Source organism: Arthrobacter sp. NPDC057013, assembly GCF_042674585.1.
In the GTDB taxonomy this organism is placed as follows: Bacteria; Actinomycetota; Actinomycetes; order Actinomycetales; family Micrococcaceae; genus Arthrobacter.
In genome coordinates, this window is sequence record NZ_JBHUSE010000008.1 from 148,854 (window position 1) to 163,604 (window position 14,751).

General features: G+C 67.4%; 13 protein-coding genes, 1 tRNA gene and 1 riboswitch. Of the genes, 5 read left to right on the top strand and 9 right to left on the bottom strand.

Translation table 11 applies throughout. The features are described 5' to 3' along the window. Window positions 1-136: 136 nt before the first annotated feature. From ACFTSA_RS13055 to ACFTSA_RS13065, 3 genes are all read right to left on the bottom strand, one after another. Window positions 137-961, bottom strand: coding sequence for a hypothetical protein (locus ACFTSA_RS13055; protein ID WP_377951776.1), 825 nt, complete (start codon window positions 959-961; stop codon window positions 137-139). Between the two features lie 5 nt (window positions 962-966). Continuing rightward, window positions 967-1,130, bottom strand: a riboswitch (cyclic di-AMP (ydaO/yuaA leader). Between the two features lie 94 nt (window positions 1,131-1,224). After that, entirely contained in the window at window positions 1,225-2,847 is a 1,623-nt protein-coding gene (locus tag ACFTSA_RS13060) for an ATP-binding protein (RefSeq protein WP_377951778.1), read from the bottom strand. A gap of 3 nt (window positions 2,848-2,850) precedes the next feature. After that, window positions 2,851-3,591, bottom strand: coding sequence for a response regulator transcription factor (locus ACFTSA_RS13065; protein WP_377951779.1), 741 nt, complete (start codon window positions 3,589-3,591; stop codon window positions 2,851-2,853). A 197-nt stretch (window positions 3,592-3,788) separates the two neighbouring features. Between ACFTSA_RS13065 and ACFTSA_RS13070 the strand changes: the two genes are divergently transcribed. From ACFTSA_RS13070 to ACFTSA_RS13085, 4 genes are all read left to right on the top strand, one after another. Beyond that, entirely contained in the window at window positions 3,789-4,340 is a 552-nt protein-coding gene (locus tag ACFTSA_RS13070; RefSeq protein ID WP_377951781.1) for a hypothetical protein, read from the top strand. Window positions 4,341-4,872: 532 nt separating this feature from the next. After that, window positions 4,873-5,748 (top strand): winged helix-turn-helix domain-containing protein, encoded by an 876-nt coding sequence (locus tag ACFTSA_RS13075; protein ID WP_377951783.1) that lies wholly within the window; start codon window positions 4,873-4,875, stop codon window positions 5,746-5,748. A gap of 46 nt (window positions 5,749-5,794) precedes the next feature. Further along, on the top strand, window positions 5,795-6,328 hold the full coding sequence (locus ACFTSA_RS13080) for a SixA phosphatase family protein (protein WP_377951785.1): 534 nt from the start codon (window positions 5,795-5,797) through the stop codon (window positions 6,326-6,328). A 64-nt stretch (window positions 6,329-6,392) separates the two neighbouring features. Next, window positions 6,393-7,820, top strand: a complete 1,428-nt coding sequence (locus ACFTSA_RS13085; RefSeq protein WP_377951787.1) for a D-alanyl-D-alanine carboxypeptidase family protein — start codon at window positions 6,393-6,395, stop codon at window positions 7,818-7,820. A gap of 11 nt (window positions 7,821-7,831) precedes the next feature. Here the strand turns inward: ACFTSA_RS13085 and ACFTSA_RS13090 are convergent, their stop codons facing one another. The 5 genes from ACFTSA_RS13090 to ACFTSA_RS13110 form a co-directional block, all read right to left on the bottom strand. After that, window positions 7,832-8,515, bottom strand: coding sequence for a hypothetical protein (locus ACFTSA_RS13090; protein WP_377951788.1), 684 nt, complete (start codon window positions 8,513-8,515; stop codon window positions 7,832-7,834). 17 nt (window positions 8,516-8,532) lie between these two features. After that, entirely contained in the window at window positions 8,533-9,183 is a 651-nt protein-coding gene (locus ACFTSA_RS13095; protein WP_377951789.1) for a TetR/AcrR family transcriptional regulator, read from the bottom strand. Further along, on the bottom strand, window positions 9,180-11,216 hold the full coding sequence (locus ACFTSA_RS13100; protein ID WP_377951790.1) for a YhgE/Pip family protein: 2,037 nt from the start codon (window positions 11,214-11,216) through the stop codon (window positions 9,180-9,182). Before ACFTSA_RS13100 ends, ACFTSA_RS13095 begins: the two co-directional genes overlap by 4 nt. Beyond that, window positions 11,213-11,941: an ABC transporter ATP-binding protein gene (locus tag ACFTSA_RS13105; protein ID WP_377951791.1), complete on the bottom strand. Its 729-nt coding sequence runs from the start codon at window positions 11,939-11,941 to the stop codon at window positions 11,213-11,215. The genes ACFTSA_RS13100 and ACFTSA_RS13105 overlap by 4 nt, the downstream gene beginning before the upstream one ends. Before the next feature lie 68 nt (window positions 11,942-12,009). Further along, window positions 12,010-13,467: a dihydrolipoyl dehydrogenase family protein gene (locus ACFTSA_RS13110; RefSeq protein WP_377951792.1), complete on the bottom strand. Its 1,458-nt coding sequence runs from the start codon at window positions 13,465-13,467 to the stop codon at window positions 12,010-12,012. 128 nt (window positions 13,468-13,595) lie between these two features. Between ACFTSA_RS13110 and ACFTSA_RS13115 the strand changes: the two genes are divergently transcribed. Continuing rightward, window positions 13,596-14,324: a FadR/GntR family transcriptional regulator gene (locus ACFTSA_RS13115; RefSeq protein ID WP_377951793.1), complete on the top strand. Its 729-nt coding sequence runs from the start codon at window positions 13,596-13,598 to the stop codon at window positions 14,322-14,324. Between the two features lie 85 nt (window positions 14,325-14,409). Here ACFTSA_RS13115 and ACFTSA_RS13120 read toward each other — a convergent pair. Then, window positions 14,410-14,483 (bottom strand) — tRNA-Arg (locus tag ACFTSA_RS13120). Between the last annotated feature and the right edge of the window lie 268 nt (window positions 14,484-14,751).

Consider the following 14,751-nt stretch of genomic DNA (forward strand, 5'->3'; position numbering starts at 1 on the left):
TTGCCTGCCGCGGGAAGACCGGGGACAGCAAAAGGGCCCCGGATCCTGGCGGATCCGGGGCCCTGGGCATCTAAGCCGGGCACCCTAGAGCGGTGCAGAAATGGTCGCCGTCAGCCGGTCCGGCCGCGGCAACCGGTCAGTACCAGTTGTGGGCGAGGTGCCAGTTCAGCGCGCCACACGGGGAGTCGTAGCGCTCCTTGATGTAGTCCAGGCCCCAGTTGATCTGGGTGCGGTAGTTGGTGCGGTAGTCCGCCCCGGCGGTCGCCATCTTCTCGGCGGGCAGCGACTGGACGATGCCGTAGGCGCCGCTGCTGGCGTTGGTGGCCGTCGTGCGCCAGTCCGATTCCTTGGTCCACAGCCGCTGCAGGCACTGCATCTGGTCTGCGGACCAGCCGAAGGAGCCCAGCTTGCTGGCCGCGTAGGCCTGGGCGCCGGCGGGGTCGTTCAGGGCAACAGGCGCTGCGGCCTTCGCGGGAGCAACCTTCGCGGCCACCTTGACGGCGGGCGCGGCCTTGGCAACCGGCGCGGCCTTCGGTGCAGCTTTGGTGACTGCCTTCGGGGCCGCGGCCTTGGCGGCCTTGGGGGCCGCAGCCTTGGGAGCAGCCTTGGCGGTCGCCTTGGTGGCTGACTGCGGAGCGATGGACGCCGCGGAGGGGGCCGGCAGAGCCGAGATCAGCGTCTTGTCGAAGCTCAGCGTCTGCCCGGCGTCGGCGGTGGCCGCAGACGTCACGGCGGCTGTAGGCGTAGCCTGGTCGGCCGCGTGGCCTGCGGCGCCGACGCCCACGAGCACGGCCGCGGCAGTGGTCAGGACCGCTGCCCGGCGACCGAGCGACGGAAGGCCGGCAGCGAAGCGGCCAAATGCAGTCTTGGGCTGGGCCGGCTCGGCGCGGTGGCGTGAAATCGTGGCGTCAGTCTTGTGCGAGGCGCGTTCAGGGCGCGCCTGAGTCTTAAATTCAGACATGGTGGATTGCCTCTCAACACCTGCGGAGTTAGCTGTCGGGTTCGGATGAGGTCATCCGGCCGCACGGAAAATTCACGTGTCGGCTTCACCCCAAGGGCTGATGCGGTAAGCCCGGGACTCTGGTTCCCCCGCCTCTGCCTGATCTAGCGGAATCCGGGAAGCGGCAGAGCTGGGCGTCAATCCGGAGATGCGGCTCTAGTGGTGGCCGCACCATATCGACGGTACAGGAGGCTTTTGATTAAGTCACATTTAGGTAACGGGAATCACGACGACGGCGCGGCGCCTTGTGCGGGCAGGCGGACGGCAAATTCCGTCCGGCCGGGCCGGGACGAAACCTCCACCGTGCCGCCGTGCGCTTCCACGATTGACTGCACGATGGACAGGCCCAGGCCGCTGGTTCCCTCTTCCGAGGCCACGCCCGGTTCTCCCTGTGAAGTCCCCGGTTCTCCCCGCGAATCCGCGGCACGGAGGTCCGTTGCGCCATCCGTGCCAGCGCCCCTCGCCGCTGCCGATGCAGGCGCCATGGGAGACCGCGCCGGCGTCGCACGTGAGGCGTCTGCGCGGGCGAAGCGGGCGAAGACCTTGTCCACGAATTCGGGCGCGATGCCGGCGCCGTCGTCCGTGACAGTAATCACAGCGCTGCCGTCGGCCGAACGCATCACTCCGGTGGTCACCGTGGTGCCGGGCGAGGTGTGCTTGCGGGCATTGGAGAGCAGATTGACGAGGACCTGGTGGAGCTGGGATGCATCGCCCCGGACGGACACCGGTTCCTCGGGAAGGTCGAGGTGCCACGCCCGGTCCGGTGCCATGACTTTCTCGTCGCTGACGGTCTCGATCACCAACTGGGTGAGGTCGACGTCGCTGAGCTTGAGCGGCTGGCCCTCGTCGAGCCTGGCGAGCAGCAGGAGATCCTCCACCAGCGCGGTCATGCGCTCCGACTGGCTCTGCACGCGTGCAAGTGAGCGCTGGCCGTCCGGGCTGAACTGTTCGGTCATGCGCATCAGCTCGGTGTAGCCGCGGATGGCCGTCAGCGGAGTCCGGAGCTCGTGCGAGGCGTCCGCCACAAACTGCCGCACCTTCATTTCGCTTTCCTGCCGCGCTTCCAGCGCGTTGGAGACGTTGTCCAGCATCTGGTTCAGAGCGTTCCCCACGCTGCCCACTTCGGTTCCGGGATGGGCGTTCGACGGCGGGACGCGGACCGCGAGTGCCACCTCACCGGCGTTCAGCGGCAGGCGCGACACCTGCGTGGCCACCTCGGAGAGCTGCTCCAGCGGCTTCATGGTGCGGCGGATGAGCACCGTCCCGGCGAGGCCGATCAGCACGAGTCCGCCCAACGAGACGATGGTGATGGTCCAGACCAGCGACGTCAGTGTGCTCTGCTTCTCTGCCAGGGGAAGCCCGGTCACCATGACTTCGCCGTAGGGCGTCTGGGCGGCAACAAGACGGTAGTCACCCGTGGACAGGGCACGGTCGACGGGGACGCCATCGCGGCGGAGCTCCAGAAGGGTCTGGTTGTCTGCGGCCGAGAGCGTCTTGCGGGTGGCATCCGATGCCAGGAACCCGGCGCTGACCTGCCCGGACTGGATCCTGGCCACGAGGGTTCCCACCCGCTGGCCCCGGCCTTCGAGGGGGTCCGGCCTGTTGCCAGCGGAGCCGAGCGGCGGACGGCCAAAGTCCCGGGCCCTGTCAGCGGCTCCCGTGAGCTGGTCGTCGAGCTGTCGGGTCAGGAACGAATCCATCGAGGCGTAGCTGAAGAGGCCGATGGCAGCGCAAATGGCCACCAGAAGCGCCATGGCCACGAGGACCAGGCGGGTGCGCAGGTGCCAGGTGCCCGGCTTCAGCCAGCTTCGGCGCTGGGTACGGACTGCACCGGAAAGGTTTGCCACGGCCTACTCTGCCGGCTTGATGACGTAGCCCGCACCGCGGACCGTGTGGATCATTGGCGGGTGCACGGCATCCACCTTCTTGCGCAGGTAGGAGATGTACAGCTCAACGATGTTGGCCTGGCCGCCGAAGTCGTAGTTCCACACGCGGTCCAGGATCTGGGCCTTGCTGACCACGCGCCTGGGGTTCTCCATGAGGTAGCGCAGCAGCTCGAACTGGGTGGCGGTCAGCTGCAGCTCGTCGCCGGCCCGGGTGACTTCGCGGGTGTCGAGGTTCAGGACAAGGTCGCCCACCACGAGCTCGGCGGAATCCATGGCGGCCACGCCGGAGCGCTGGACCAGCCGGTGCAGCCGCAGCAGGACTTCCTCCATGCTGAACGGCTTGGTGACGTAGTCGTCGCCGCCCGCGGCGAGGCCCACGATGCGGTCCTGCACCGCGTCCTTGGCGGTGAGGAACAGGGCCGGGACCTCCGGCGCGAAGGCGCGGATCCTGCCCAGGAGCTCGACGCCGTCGAACCCGGGAAGCATCACGTCAAGCACCAGCACGTCCGGGCGGAACTCCTTGGCGAGTTTCACGGCCTCGGGGCCGTCGGCAGCGACGGCGACGGACCAGCCGGCCATGCGCAGGCCCATGCTCATGAGCTCCGAGAGGCTCGGCTCGTCGTCGACCACCAGAGCACGGATGGGGGATCCGTCCGGGTGGGTCAGCTGGGGAAGGTTGTTGGTCATGGAGTGCGAAGTGGCCATGTGACAACTCTCCGTCCTGGTGTTTAGCCGCCGCTTTGGCAACCCTGTGCGCCGGCTGTGAATCCCAGCCTAGCGAGCTGAAAGGCGCCGTATACGCATTTTTCAGGTCACAGCCATGGCTCTTCCGCCGCACAGGACAATCACAGGAAGGCTTTCCAGTCTGGAACGGACACTTCCGCATCCCTAAGGAGATAGCAATGAGCGGACAGCGGCAGGCACCTGTTCCAGAAAGCACACCACTGCCTTCGGCGCCGCAGCCGGATGGGCATTCCCCCGGATGGGGCTTTGGCGGGGGAACCCCGCCGTCGGCCGGAAAAGCCGGCGGACCGGCGGCCAACGGCAAGCCGTGGACCATGAAGCGCGGGCTGGTGGTGGCCGGTGCGGCTACGGTTCTGGCCGCTGGCGCAGGAGCAACCGTGTACGGCCTGGGCACCAACGCTGCCGCTGCCGGCGGAACGGCTGCCGGTGCCCAGGGCGGCCTGCCACAGGATGGCGGATCGATGGGCAGGCCGGGCGGCATGCAGGCGCCGGGCAGCGGAACCGTGCCCGGCCAGGGAGGCGACTTCGCGCCCAACGGACTCGGCGGCATGGGGAGCGGTTTTCTGCGGCGGTCCATTCGGAGTACGTCGTCGAGGAGAACGGGCAGTACGTCACCAAGGTGGCGCAGATCGGCACCGTCTCCAGCGTTTCCGGAAAGGCGCAGCGCCAAGGCTGACCGGGCGCTGCCGCCGCCGTTCCTTCGGATTTGACCAGCCCCCCATCCGCCCTTGGACAAAAATTTCCGCTCCGGGCTGCGTCATAGCTGGACAATCGGCGGATCGCGGCTGCGGGTTTCCGGCATTTCAGATGTCATTGAATATTCGGTGTGAATTTACCGAGAAATCGAAGAAGATTCTGCAGGAGTAGCTTTCCGACCGTCCGTTCGGGAAAAAGAATCAAAAAATCGGCCACTGGCAAAACTGTGATTTAGCGCACAAACCGGCCGTTTGTCTCAGCATGCGGACGGTTCCGTCCATTGTTACTTGCAAGTTTTCATTGTTACGTTGCACACTTTCAAATGTGAACAAGAACTCAACAGCACCTGCAGCCGCAGAATATTGGTCCAGCACACCCGCTGCTGCCGACATGCGCTGTTGTCGAATGCACGCCTAACTTTCACCACCCCAACAAAGTTTTTAGGCATTCGCCCCCAGCCCAGCGTAGGGCGCCCCTCCCCAGAATCATTGCGGGGACCCAAGCATTCAGCCGCGATGACGGCCATTCACATTGAGGTAAGCATTCATGTCAGTTGCATCCGGATACGTCCACATCTCAGTCCGTAACGCCAACAAGGCGGGCCAGCCGCAGGGCCTGCGCCAGGGATTCGGCGCCCGTCCCGCTTACGCTCCCGGAGGCCAGGCCAACAGCATTCCCGCCGCCCCCGGCTACGCACCGCAGGGCTACAATCCGAACTCCTACGGCCAGCTGCGTGCCGTGCAGGCTGACGAAGCCGCGCCGCTTACCGCACCCACCCCTCTCGTGGCCCCGGCCGCCACGGCGCCGGTCCGCCCCGTGCCGAATGACAACGTCGCCCGCGGGTTCGTCCTGTACATGGGCATCGACGAGGAAACGGCGGCCGCCGCCGGCACCTCGATCGCCAAGCTTGCCCAGGAGATCCGGGCCTACGCCCAGTCGCTGGTGACCGGCGCCGAGAGCTACGCCGCCGTCGCCGTGGCTCCGGCCAGCGCCCCTGGCTCGGCGCTCGAGGTCGTCCGTTCCACCTTCGGTGACCCCACGGTCAATGCCCGGCAGCGCACCGAGACTGCCCGCGTTCAGCCGGCACAGGACCCGCGTCCTTCCGGTGTCTTGATCGACCTCGCCCGCCGCGAGGTGCACCTCGACGGCGAGTCCCTGAACCTCACATTCAAGGAATTCGAACTCCTCAACTACCTCGTGGAGAATGGCACCCGCACCGTGGGCCGCGACGAACTGCTCGAGGGCCTGTGGCGCAACGCCGAAGAAGTGCCGAACGAGCGCACCATCGACGTCCACATCCGCCGCCTGCGTTCCAAGCTCGGCCGCCTCGCCAACACCGTGCGCACCGTCCGCGGCCAGGGCTACCGCTTCTACGAGCACCCCGAGGTCGTTGTCTGGGCCGCTCCGGAGTACTCGATCTAGTCATCTCCGCCCGAACAGCCCAGGCGGCTGGGGATAGGCTTGGGCCATGAGTGCGCACCATAAGAAGCGGTTGGTCCTGATGCGCCACGCCAAGGCCGACTGGCCCGGCGGGGTGGCCGACCACGAGCGCCCCTTGGAGGAACGCGGCCACCGTGAGGCCCCCCTTGCCGGTAAATGGCTGCTCAAGCACAACATCGTCCCGGATTTCATCCTGTGCTCCAGTTCGCTGCGGACACGGCAGACGTGCACGTGGGTGTGCAGTGAACTCGGCGAGAAAGCCCCGACGCCGAAACTTGAGGACGGCCTCTACGCTGCCTCCGCGTTGCGCATGCTTGCGGTCATCAACCACGTGCCGGACACCGTGACCACGCTGATGGTGATCTCCCACATGCCCGGCGTGCAGGACCTGACCATGCACCTGGCATCGCGGGATTCCAACCACGACGCCTACATGGATGCCGCCACGCGCTTCCCCACCAGCGGGCTGACGGTGCTGGAGACTGAAAAGCCCTGGGCCGAACTGGATGGCCAGGACGCCAGGCTCACGCACTTCAAGGTCCCGCGCGCCCACAAGCCCTAGCCGCGCACCCTTGCGCGGGCCGAGTAGGCTTGTCCCCAGCGTCGTCTAATGGGGAAGGGCCGCCATGCTGACTTCTGTACCCGCCCGGTGGCGGACCGGTGCCCGGCGGTGCGCTGCTGCCGTCGTCGTTCTCCTGATGCTTTCCGCCGGCGCGCAGCAGGCAACCGCGGCGCCTTCCGGTGAGCCCCTGTCCACGCAGGTAGTGTCAGACCCCGGCAATGCCTGGGTCCTGGTGAACAAATCCCGACCGCTGAATCCACGCCAGTTCGCGCCGGCGGACCTCGTCAGCTGGGGCGGCACCGGCCATCTGCTCCGGCGCCAGGTCGCAGGAGCCCTGGGCCAGCTGTTCGCGGGCGCGCGGGCTGCCGGGTATTCCCTGGAAGTCATCAGCGGATACCGGTCCTACGCATCCCAGAGCGCCTTGTACAACTCGTACGTGCAGATGTACGGGCAGGCCTATGCCGACCAGATCTCGGCCAGACCGGGATACAGCGAACACCAGACCGGGCTGGCGGCGGACGTCGGCAACGCGGGCGGCGCCTGCGGACTGACTGACTGCTTCGGAACCACTCCCGGCGGCCGCTGGGTGGCGGCGAACGCCCACCGCTACGGCTTCATCGTGCGCTACCCGCAGGGGTACACGGGCATCACCGGCTACGCGTATGAGCCCTGGCACCTGAGGTTCGTCGGCGTTCCGCTGGCCACCGACATGAAGAGCCGCGGCATCCCCACCATGGAACAGTTCTTTTCCGCCCGCCCCACCATCAGGAGCGGGGCCGACGTGCTCGCCGCGGACTCCGCCGGGGTGCTGTGGGCTTATCCGGCCAACGGCAAGGGCGGCTTCGGCACTCGCGTGCGGATCGGCCCTGGCTGGTCCGGACTGAAGGCCGGGTTCGTCGCTGACTGGAATGCCGACGGCGTGAACGACATCGTGGCCCAATGGAAGACCGGGACGCTCTCGGTGTACCGCGGCAAACTCTCCGGCGGCTTCCTGGGCCCCGTCCGCGTGGGCACCGCCGGATGGCAGTCCATGACCATTGCGGTGGGGAAGTGGCACAGCGGCCAGCGGTACCCGGGCGTGGTGGGAACCGCGGCGGACGGCGCCATGTACTTCTACCCGAACGCCACGGGCGGTGCCCTCAGTGCCCGGCTCCGGCTCGGGCAGGGATTCCAGGGCATGAAACTGACCATGGCCGACTTCGACAACGACCGCCGCCAGGATCTGCTGGTCACCAAGGCGTCCGGCGAACTCCTGCTGTACAGGTCCGACGGCGCCGGCAAGTTCGTCGCCGAATCCCGCCGCCGGGTGGGGACCGGCTGGAATGCACTGGTCCAGTCGCACGCATCGTTCGGCTTCCAGGGGCCGGGGACGCGCGGTCTCACCGCGAAGACCACCGACGGGCGCCTCGTCTACTACAGCTTGGGCAACAACCAGTTCACGGGTCTCCGGCCGGTCGGGCCGGGCTGGCAGTCCTACAACATCTTCCGCTAGCTGGTCGGCTGTTAGCGGCGCGCTGTCCGTCCGTCGGATCGCTGAACCGGCTTCTGCTGGGTGGGGCGCTTTTGCTGCACAGGCTTTTGCTGCGGCGGCTTTGGCTGTGCTGGTCGCTGGGCCTGCTGTTGCCGAACAGGGGCGGGCGCTGATTGCCGGGCGCCCGCCGGAAGTCTTGTTGCGGGACGCGCCGGGGCTCCGGCCGCGCGGGCCGGCGCCGCGGTCCTGGCCGGACCCGCGGGCGGCCGGGGCCTGGCAGCGCCGGTGGGCATGGCGGCGCGGGTGGACCGGGTGTGTTCTCCCTGGCGCCGCCGCCGGCGGGAGGGCCAGACCGCAGCGCAAAAGAGCACCAGCAGAGTCAGGCATCCCGAGGCGGCGGCCAGATAGAAATAGATGTCCGAATCCCGGGTGGTCACGGCCTGGCCCAGGGCTGCCGGACTCTGATTAAATGCCAGACCCCACATGCGCAGGAAGGCGATGCTGCAGCCGATGAACAGGCTGGTTCCGGCCCCGCCCGCAAGCAGCGCCAGGTAGCGGTGCCGGGCGAAGGCCTCGGCCACGGACGCCACATACCCCACCGCAACGGCGGCGAGGAAGGCGAACAGGGCGGCTTCTTCCAGCGTGTAAGCGGTCAGCACCAGCAGGCCCGCCGCCACGGCAAACGCACCGATCGCTGTCTTTCCGCTGTTACCCATGTGGCCCATGGGACTAATCATCCCTGAGGATCGGGCCCCTTCAGCACGTAGCCGCGCATGATTGTCATGATGGCTGCAACGCTTTGGTCACGGCTCCGTTCCGGGTTGTACGTCTGGCGGTCCAGCCCCACTACGAAGCAGGCACCAAACACGGCCGCCTCCAGGCTTCCCCGGGAAATGGTGGCGTCCACGGGGTACTGCGCGGCAACGCTTTCGATGGCCGTGCCGATCACCTGCAGCAGCCGGGTCCGGAGCTCGACGAAGGTGTCCTGCCATTCACTCGGCGTGCGCCACTGCTCGCCCACCCACAGCCTGGCGAAGGACGGGTACTCCGCCATGAAGTCCATGGCCTGGCCGATCATCGCCTCCATTCCGGCCAGCGGGTCCGCCGTGGCGCCACGCACGCTGAGCAGCCGCGCCTCAAGGATGTCCACGCCGTGCCGCAGCAGTTGGGCGATGAGATCGGACTTGCTTCCGAAGTTGTAATAGACGGTCCCCTTGGACACGCCTGCGGCGGCCGCGATCTCGTCCACGGTCACACCTGAGGCGCCGCGTTCTCCGATCAGGTCCATGGATGCTTCGAACAGCTTCTGCTTCGTGGCGTTGGTCCGGCCGGGGCGGAGCTTCCTCGGTGCGGCGGGTTCCTGGTCCGCCTCCAGCGTGCTCATACGGCGATCTCCGGTTTCAGGGTCTTAAGGGTCCAGAACTTGTTCTTGCGGACGGCCAGCGTTGACAGGGCTATCCCCAGCAAAGTGTAGCCAAACAGCCCCGCCACGGTGCCCGGGACCAGGGACAGGTCCGCGCCGTAGACCAGGTGCCGCATGCCATCCACCACGTAGCCCATGGGCAGGACCCGGTGGACCGCGTGCAGCGGCTCCGGCGTGGTCTGCCACGGGAAGGTGCCGCCGGAGGAGACCAGCTGGAGCACGAGCAGGATGAGCACCACAAGCTTGCCCGGTGAACCGAGCAGCGCCACCACGCCCTGGATGATGGCGCTAAAGGCCATGGCGGCCGCCAGCAGGAACAGCCACATCAGCCACGGGTGGGCTGGGTGCAGTCCCAGCCCCACGTTGACGACGACGGTCAGCAGGCTAGCCTGCATGGCGGACACCGCCAGGAACGGAAGCCAGCCGCCGACGGCGATCTTCCACGCCGGCGCGTTGGAGGCCAGGGCGCGCTGGGTGATCGGCCGCATGGCCTGGACCAGCATGAAGATGCCGATCCACAGGGCCAGTGTCATGAAGAAGGGAGCCAGGCCAGCACCGTAGGAGCCAGCCTTTGCCTGCGAGACGTTGCTGACGGCAACGGGGTCGGACATCACGGCTGAGAGGTCGCTTTTCTGTGAGTCGTCGGGGTGGGGGACCTTGCCGGCACCCTGGGACAGCCCGTCAGCCAGCTTCCCGGCCCCGGCTGTGGCGGTGCCCGCTCCGCTCTCCAGTTGCGCCGCGCCGCCGTCGAGCTTCTGGGCGCCTGCCGACAGGGCGGCCGAACCGTCCACCGCCGTCTGCTCTCCGGAAGCCAGTGTTGAGGCGCCGGCCGCTAGCCGGTCTGCCCCGGCAGACGCCGTCGAGATGCCGCCGGCCAGTGCCGGTGCGGCGGCGGCCAGCCGCGACGCGCCGGCACTGACCGCCGCCGATCCGTCGGAAAGCTGCTGGATCTGCGCGGCGTCTGCCTGGATCTTCGCCTTGGCATCGCTGACCGGTCCGGAGGCCGCATTGGAATCCACTTCCGCGAGTACCTTGTCCGCCTGTTCCCGGGTCAGGACACCGGCGGCCACCAGCCTGTTGTTGGACTCCTGCAGCCGGCCGCGCAGGCTGGTTTCAGCAGCTTCGAGCTGTCCGACGGCGTCCTGCACCTTGCTGTTCAGCGCCGCGTTTCCGGCCGCGACCTGGGCGGCACCGTCAGCGAGGCGCTGCGAATCCGCCGGAAGCCCGGCCGTCTTGTCCCGCAGCTCCGCCAGCCCTCCGCTCAGCTGTCCGGCGCCGGCGGAAAGTTCGCTGGCACCGTCACGCAGCCTGATCTGGCCGTTATAGAGGTCGGCGGCGCCGGCTGCCAGCTGCCCGGTTCCCGCATGCAGGGTGACAGCACCATCGTGCAGCCGGCTGACGCCGTCGGCCAATTGGGTGGCGCCGTCGGCCGCCTTGACCATCTGGGTGTGGATGGTGCCGAAACCGGTGAGGAGCTGGTTGGCCGTCTCCGCGCCGACTTCCTTGGCCACCGAGGCATGGACGGCCGTGGTCAGCTTGTCCACGATGGTGCTCAGCAGGTAGTTGTTGGCGTCGTTGGTGGTGACGTTGAGCATGGCCTGAGTGGCCGAATCGAAACTTCCGGGCGAGGCGAGGTTGGCCGAGAAATCCTTGGGGATCCTGAGCGCGAACGCGTACTTTCCCTCGCTGACGCCCTGGTCCGCCTCTGCCGCGGACGGGACCGTCTGCCAGTTGAACACGTGGCCCTCGAGGAGGCTGTTCGCCACTTTCTTCCCAGCCTCCAGCCGCGTTCCGCCGCTGGTGGCCGCCCCGGCGTCCTCCACCACGAGCGCCGCGTCGATCCGGTCGAGGTTGCCGTACGGGTTCCAGTTCGCGTAGAGGTAGACCGCGCCGTAGAGCAGCGGCACCAGGGTGAGGGCCAGGATGGTCAGCTTGGGCAGCAGCCCGCCGGTCATGCGCTTCAGTTCGGAGCGCGCCAGCCGCAGGACAGTCATTCGGCCACCCCACCCGTCACGCCGGAGTTTTTGTCCACATGATCGGACTTCGGGGGTGCTTCGGCGCCATTATCTGGACAAAAACCCGCCGCTGAAGGACGGGCGGCTGCGTTGCCGATTTCCGCGGACGGTCCGGTCCAGTTGTCCGGGAGGGCGGTAACGGTTGCGACGACGGCGAGTGGCCGGCCGCCGTCGTACGCCAGTTCCGTGAGCCGCGGCAGCCAGCCGGCCGGGTCGGCGCCGTGCCGGTCGGGGGAATCCAGGACGAGGAGGTCCGTGCCGGGGTTGGCGAGGGCCAGCGCCGTGAGGAGCTCGGTGCGGCGTGCCGGCGGGAGCTGCTCCGTCCACATGCCGGCGACGTCCTCGAAGCGGTTGACTTTCAGCCACGGCTTACTGAGCAGGGCGCCGCGGTAGCGGCGGGGCACCAAGGCAAGATCCTCGGTCACCAAGTCAGTGACGCTCAGATGCTGCTCGGGTTCGTTGACGCCGGGGGAGTCCACCAGGGCACTGGCGCGCCGCAGCGGCCTGACCCCTGCCGTGCCGTCCCAGGTGGCAGTGCCGCCGTCGGGCTTCATCCGGCCGCTGAGGACAAGCGCGAGGGCCGTCCGCTGGTCCTGTCGGTCGCCGGTCACCAGCAGCAGTTCGCCGCGGGCCACCTGGAGGGAAGTCGGCGGCAGGAGGTCCAGCCGCCGGCCTTTCACGCTGAGCTGTCGTGCGCAGAGCAAAGGAAGCCTTTCGCAGAAGTTGTCTGCATCAAGGCTAACTGAACTGACTGGTCAGTTCAAATAAGCGGTCACAAGCCGTATTTCTCCAGCAGCCGCAGCCAGACCTCGCTGAGGGTGGGGTAGGAGGGGACCGCGTGCCAGAGGCGGTCCAGCGGAACCTCTCCGACGACGGCGATCGTCGCGGCGTGCAGGAGTTCGGCGACGTCGGGCCCGGCGAAGGTAGCGCCGAGGAGCACCTTGCGGTCCTCGTCCACCACGAGCTGCGCCCAGCCTTCGTAGTTCCGGGCATGGAGTGAGGAGCCGGCCACTTCGATGGGGAGCTCCACCGACGAGGCGTTGTAGCCGTCCCTGCGGGCCTGCTCCAGCGACCTGCCGACGTTCGCCAGTTCAGGGTCGGTGAACACCACGTTGGGAATGGCGTGTTCGTCGGCCGTGTGGGCATAACGGCTCCAGGGCTCGGGTTCCCCGCGCAGCTCGCCCTTGGCCCGGGCGGCAATGGCCGCGCCGGTGGCCCGGGCCTCGTACTTGCCCTGGTGGGTCAGCAGTACTTTGCCCGCGGCGTCGCCCACCGCGTAGAGCCAGGGACCGTCGTTGTTGCCCGCCGCTTCCGCCACCAGGCCGGTTGAGTCGGTGCGGATGGCCAGAGGCTTGCCGTCGCCGGCGGTCAGCCCCACGTTTTCCAGCCCGAGCCCTTCCAGCGCGGGGTGCCGGCCGGTCGATACCAGCAGCTTGTCCACCGTGACGGTGTCGCCGCCGTCGAGCGTGAGCGTCAGGGAACCGTCGGAATTCATGTGGACGCTGCGGGTCTTGGTGTCCAGCCGGAGCTCCACTCCGTCGGCCCGCAGGCCGGCGGCCACGAGTTCCGCAGCCTCGGCCGGGAAATTGCGCAGCAGACCGCTGCGGGCCACCAGCGTGACCGTGGATCCGAGGCGGGCGAAGGCCTGGGCAAGCTCAGTGCCGGCGACGCCGCCACCCAGCACCCCAAGCCTCCCGGGGACCTCCTTTGCCGAGGTGGCCTCGCGCGTGCCCCAGTACTCAACCTCGCCCAGCCCGTCCACGGGCGGGCGGTTAGGCGTGGAGCCGTTGGCAAGCACGACGGCGTGACGGGCCGTGAGCGCGTAGTCGTCACCGTCCAGGCCGGCTACTTTTACAGTCCGCTCGCCACTGATCCGGGCCCGGCCGCGGATCAGTTCGATGCCGGCGCCCTCTACCCATTCCACCTGGCCGGCGTCCTGCCAGTGGGAGGTGAAGGAGTCGCGACGCTTGAGGACTGCTGCCGCATCAAGAGTTCCGGTCACAGCCTCGCTGGCGCCGGGAACTGCCTGGGCCCCGTGCAGCGCGGTGCCCGGGCGCAGCAGCGCCTTGGACGGCATGCAGGCCCAGTAGGAGCACTCGCCGCCCACCAGTTCGGCTTCGACGAGCACCGCCGTCAGGCCTCCCTGCACCACCCTGTCTGCGGCATTTTCCCCTGCCGCTCCGGCGCCGATCACAATGACATCGAATTCCCGTTCAACAAGACGTGGCATGGCAACAGCCTACGCCCGGCCGTGCCGCGGACTTCGGCAGGCACTGCCGTAACAACGGAGCCTCCGTGCCGGGGAGTGGGACATCCGATACGGTGAGGAAAAGTACGGACAGCGCAAAGGAGCCCTCCATGCAGCCCTCCAACGTGGTTCCGCCGGCCCGCTTCAGTGCCCAGGCCCGCCTGCGCGCCCTGCAGTCCGACATCATGGAACTGATCCTGGATCGGGAACTGGAGCCCGGTGACGCTCTTCCTACCGAAAACGAGCTGTGCCTCGCCCTCGGCGTCGGCCGGAACACCCTGCGGGAGTCGCTGAAGGTCCTGCAGGCCTTGGGGGTCATCGAGATCCGCCACGGCTTTGGCATGTTCGTGGCGCCCAGCAATTTTGAGTCCCTCGCCGACGGCCTGATTTTCCGCGGACGCCTGTCCCTGCGCCACCACGGCCAGGAGGCGCGGCAGCTCGTGGACGTCCGCCAGGCGCTGGAGGCGGGACTCATCGGGAGCGCGATGGACGAGATGACCGCCGGCCAGCTGGCCGCCATCGAGGAATCCGTGATCCGCATGGAACAGAGTGCGGCGGTGGGGGAGGCCTTCGTGGAAGCTGACGCCGAATTCCACCGCAGGCTCTTTGAACCCCTGAACAATGAACTGCTGCTCAACCTGCTGGGCGTCTTCTGGAAGGTCTACCGCAAGATCTACACCGAGGTCGGGCCCGGGGTGGAGGACCTGCCGGCGCTCGCTGCGGTGCATCGGAACATTTATTCGGCCGTGGCCGCGGGGGACAAGGACCGGGCGGCCCGCGAGCTGACCCGCCACTTCGAAGGCTTCCGGCAACGGGTTGTGGAGGCGGCGGGCAGGTAGATTTGTTCGGGCAGACCTAGGTCAGGCGGATGTGCGCTTAACGCAGAAGGTCCGCGCCGGTTACCCGGTGCGGACCTTCTCTCTGTGCGCCCAAAGGGATTCGAACCCCTGACCTTCTGTTCCGTAGACAGACGCTCTATCCAGCTGAGCTATGGGCGCATCTTCGATTTCGTTTCGAACTTTTCGCTCGCCCCGAACCTCGAATAACTTTACGCGAGGACAGCCGCAGTTCCAAATCGAGGACCATGTAATTTACACAACTAGACCGGTCTATGTGACCTTCGTCACTAATTTCGAGTTTTCTAAATCCAAATTCCGCGAGTTTTCGCGGTATTTGCCTCCCAGCGGGCAGGACATCCGATGTCTGACCGCGTATCGGCCCAGATCATCAGAAATAGCATTTAGCTCACACCACTGAACCCGAAGA

Excerpts from the sequence above, each read along its gene's own strand:
- ACFTSA_RS13085 (WP_377951787.1), top strand. The coding sequence starts at position 6,393 with ATGCTGACTTCTGTACCCGCCCGGTGGCGGACCGGTGCCCGGCGGTGC.
- ACFTSA_RS13055 (WP_377951776.1), bottom strand. The coding sequence starts at position 961 with ATGTCTGAATTTAAGACTCAGGCGCGCCCTGAACGCGCCTCGCACAAG.
- ACFTSA_RS13100 (WP_377951790.1), bottom strand. The coding sequence starts at position 11,216 with ATGACTGTCCTGCGGCTGGCGCGCTCCGAACTGAAGCGCATGACCGGC.
- ACFTSA_RS13075 (WP_377951783.1), top strand. The coding sequence starts at position 4,873 with ATGTCAGTTGCATCCGGATACGTCCACATCTCAGTCCGTAACGCCAAC.
- ACFTSA_RS13070 (WP_377951781.1), top strand. The coding sequence starts at position 3,789 with ATGAGCGGACAGCGGCAGGCACCTGTTCCAGAAAGCACACCACTGCCT.
- ACFTSA_RS13090 (WP_377951788.1), bottom strand. The coding sequence starts at position 8,515 with ATGGGTAACAGCGGAAAGACAGCGATCGGTGCGTTTGCCGTGGCGGCG.
- ACFTSA_RS13110 (WP_377951792.1), bottom strand. The coding sequence starts at position 13,467 with ATGCCACGTCTTGTTGAACGGGAATTCGATGTCATTGTGATCGGCGCC.
- ACFTSA_RS13115 (WP_377951793.1), top strand. The coding sequence starts at position 13,596 with ATGCAGCCCTCCAACGTGGTTCCGCCGGCCCGCTTCAGTGCCCAGGCC.
- ACFTSA_RS13080 (WP_377951785.1), top strand. The coding sequence starts at position 5,795 with ATGAGTGCGCACCATAAGAAGCGGTTGGTCCTGATGCGCCACGCCAAG.
- ACFTSA_RS13065 (WP_377951779.1), bottom strand. The coding sequence starts at position 3,591 with ATGGCCACTTCGCACTCCATGACCAACAACCTTCCCCAGCTGACCCAC.
- ACFTSA_RS13095 (WP_377951789.1), bottom strand. The coding sequence starts at position 9,183 with ATGAGCACGCTGGAGGCGGACCAGGAACCCGCCGCACCGAGGAAGCTC.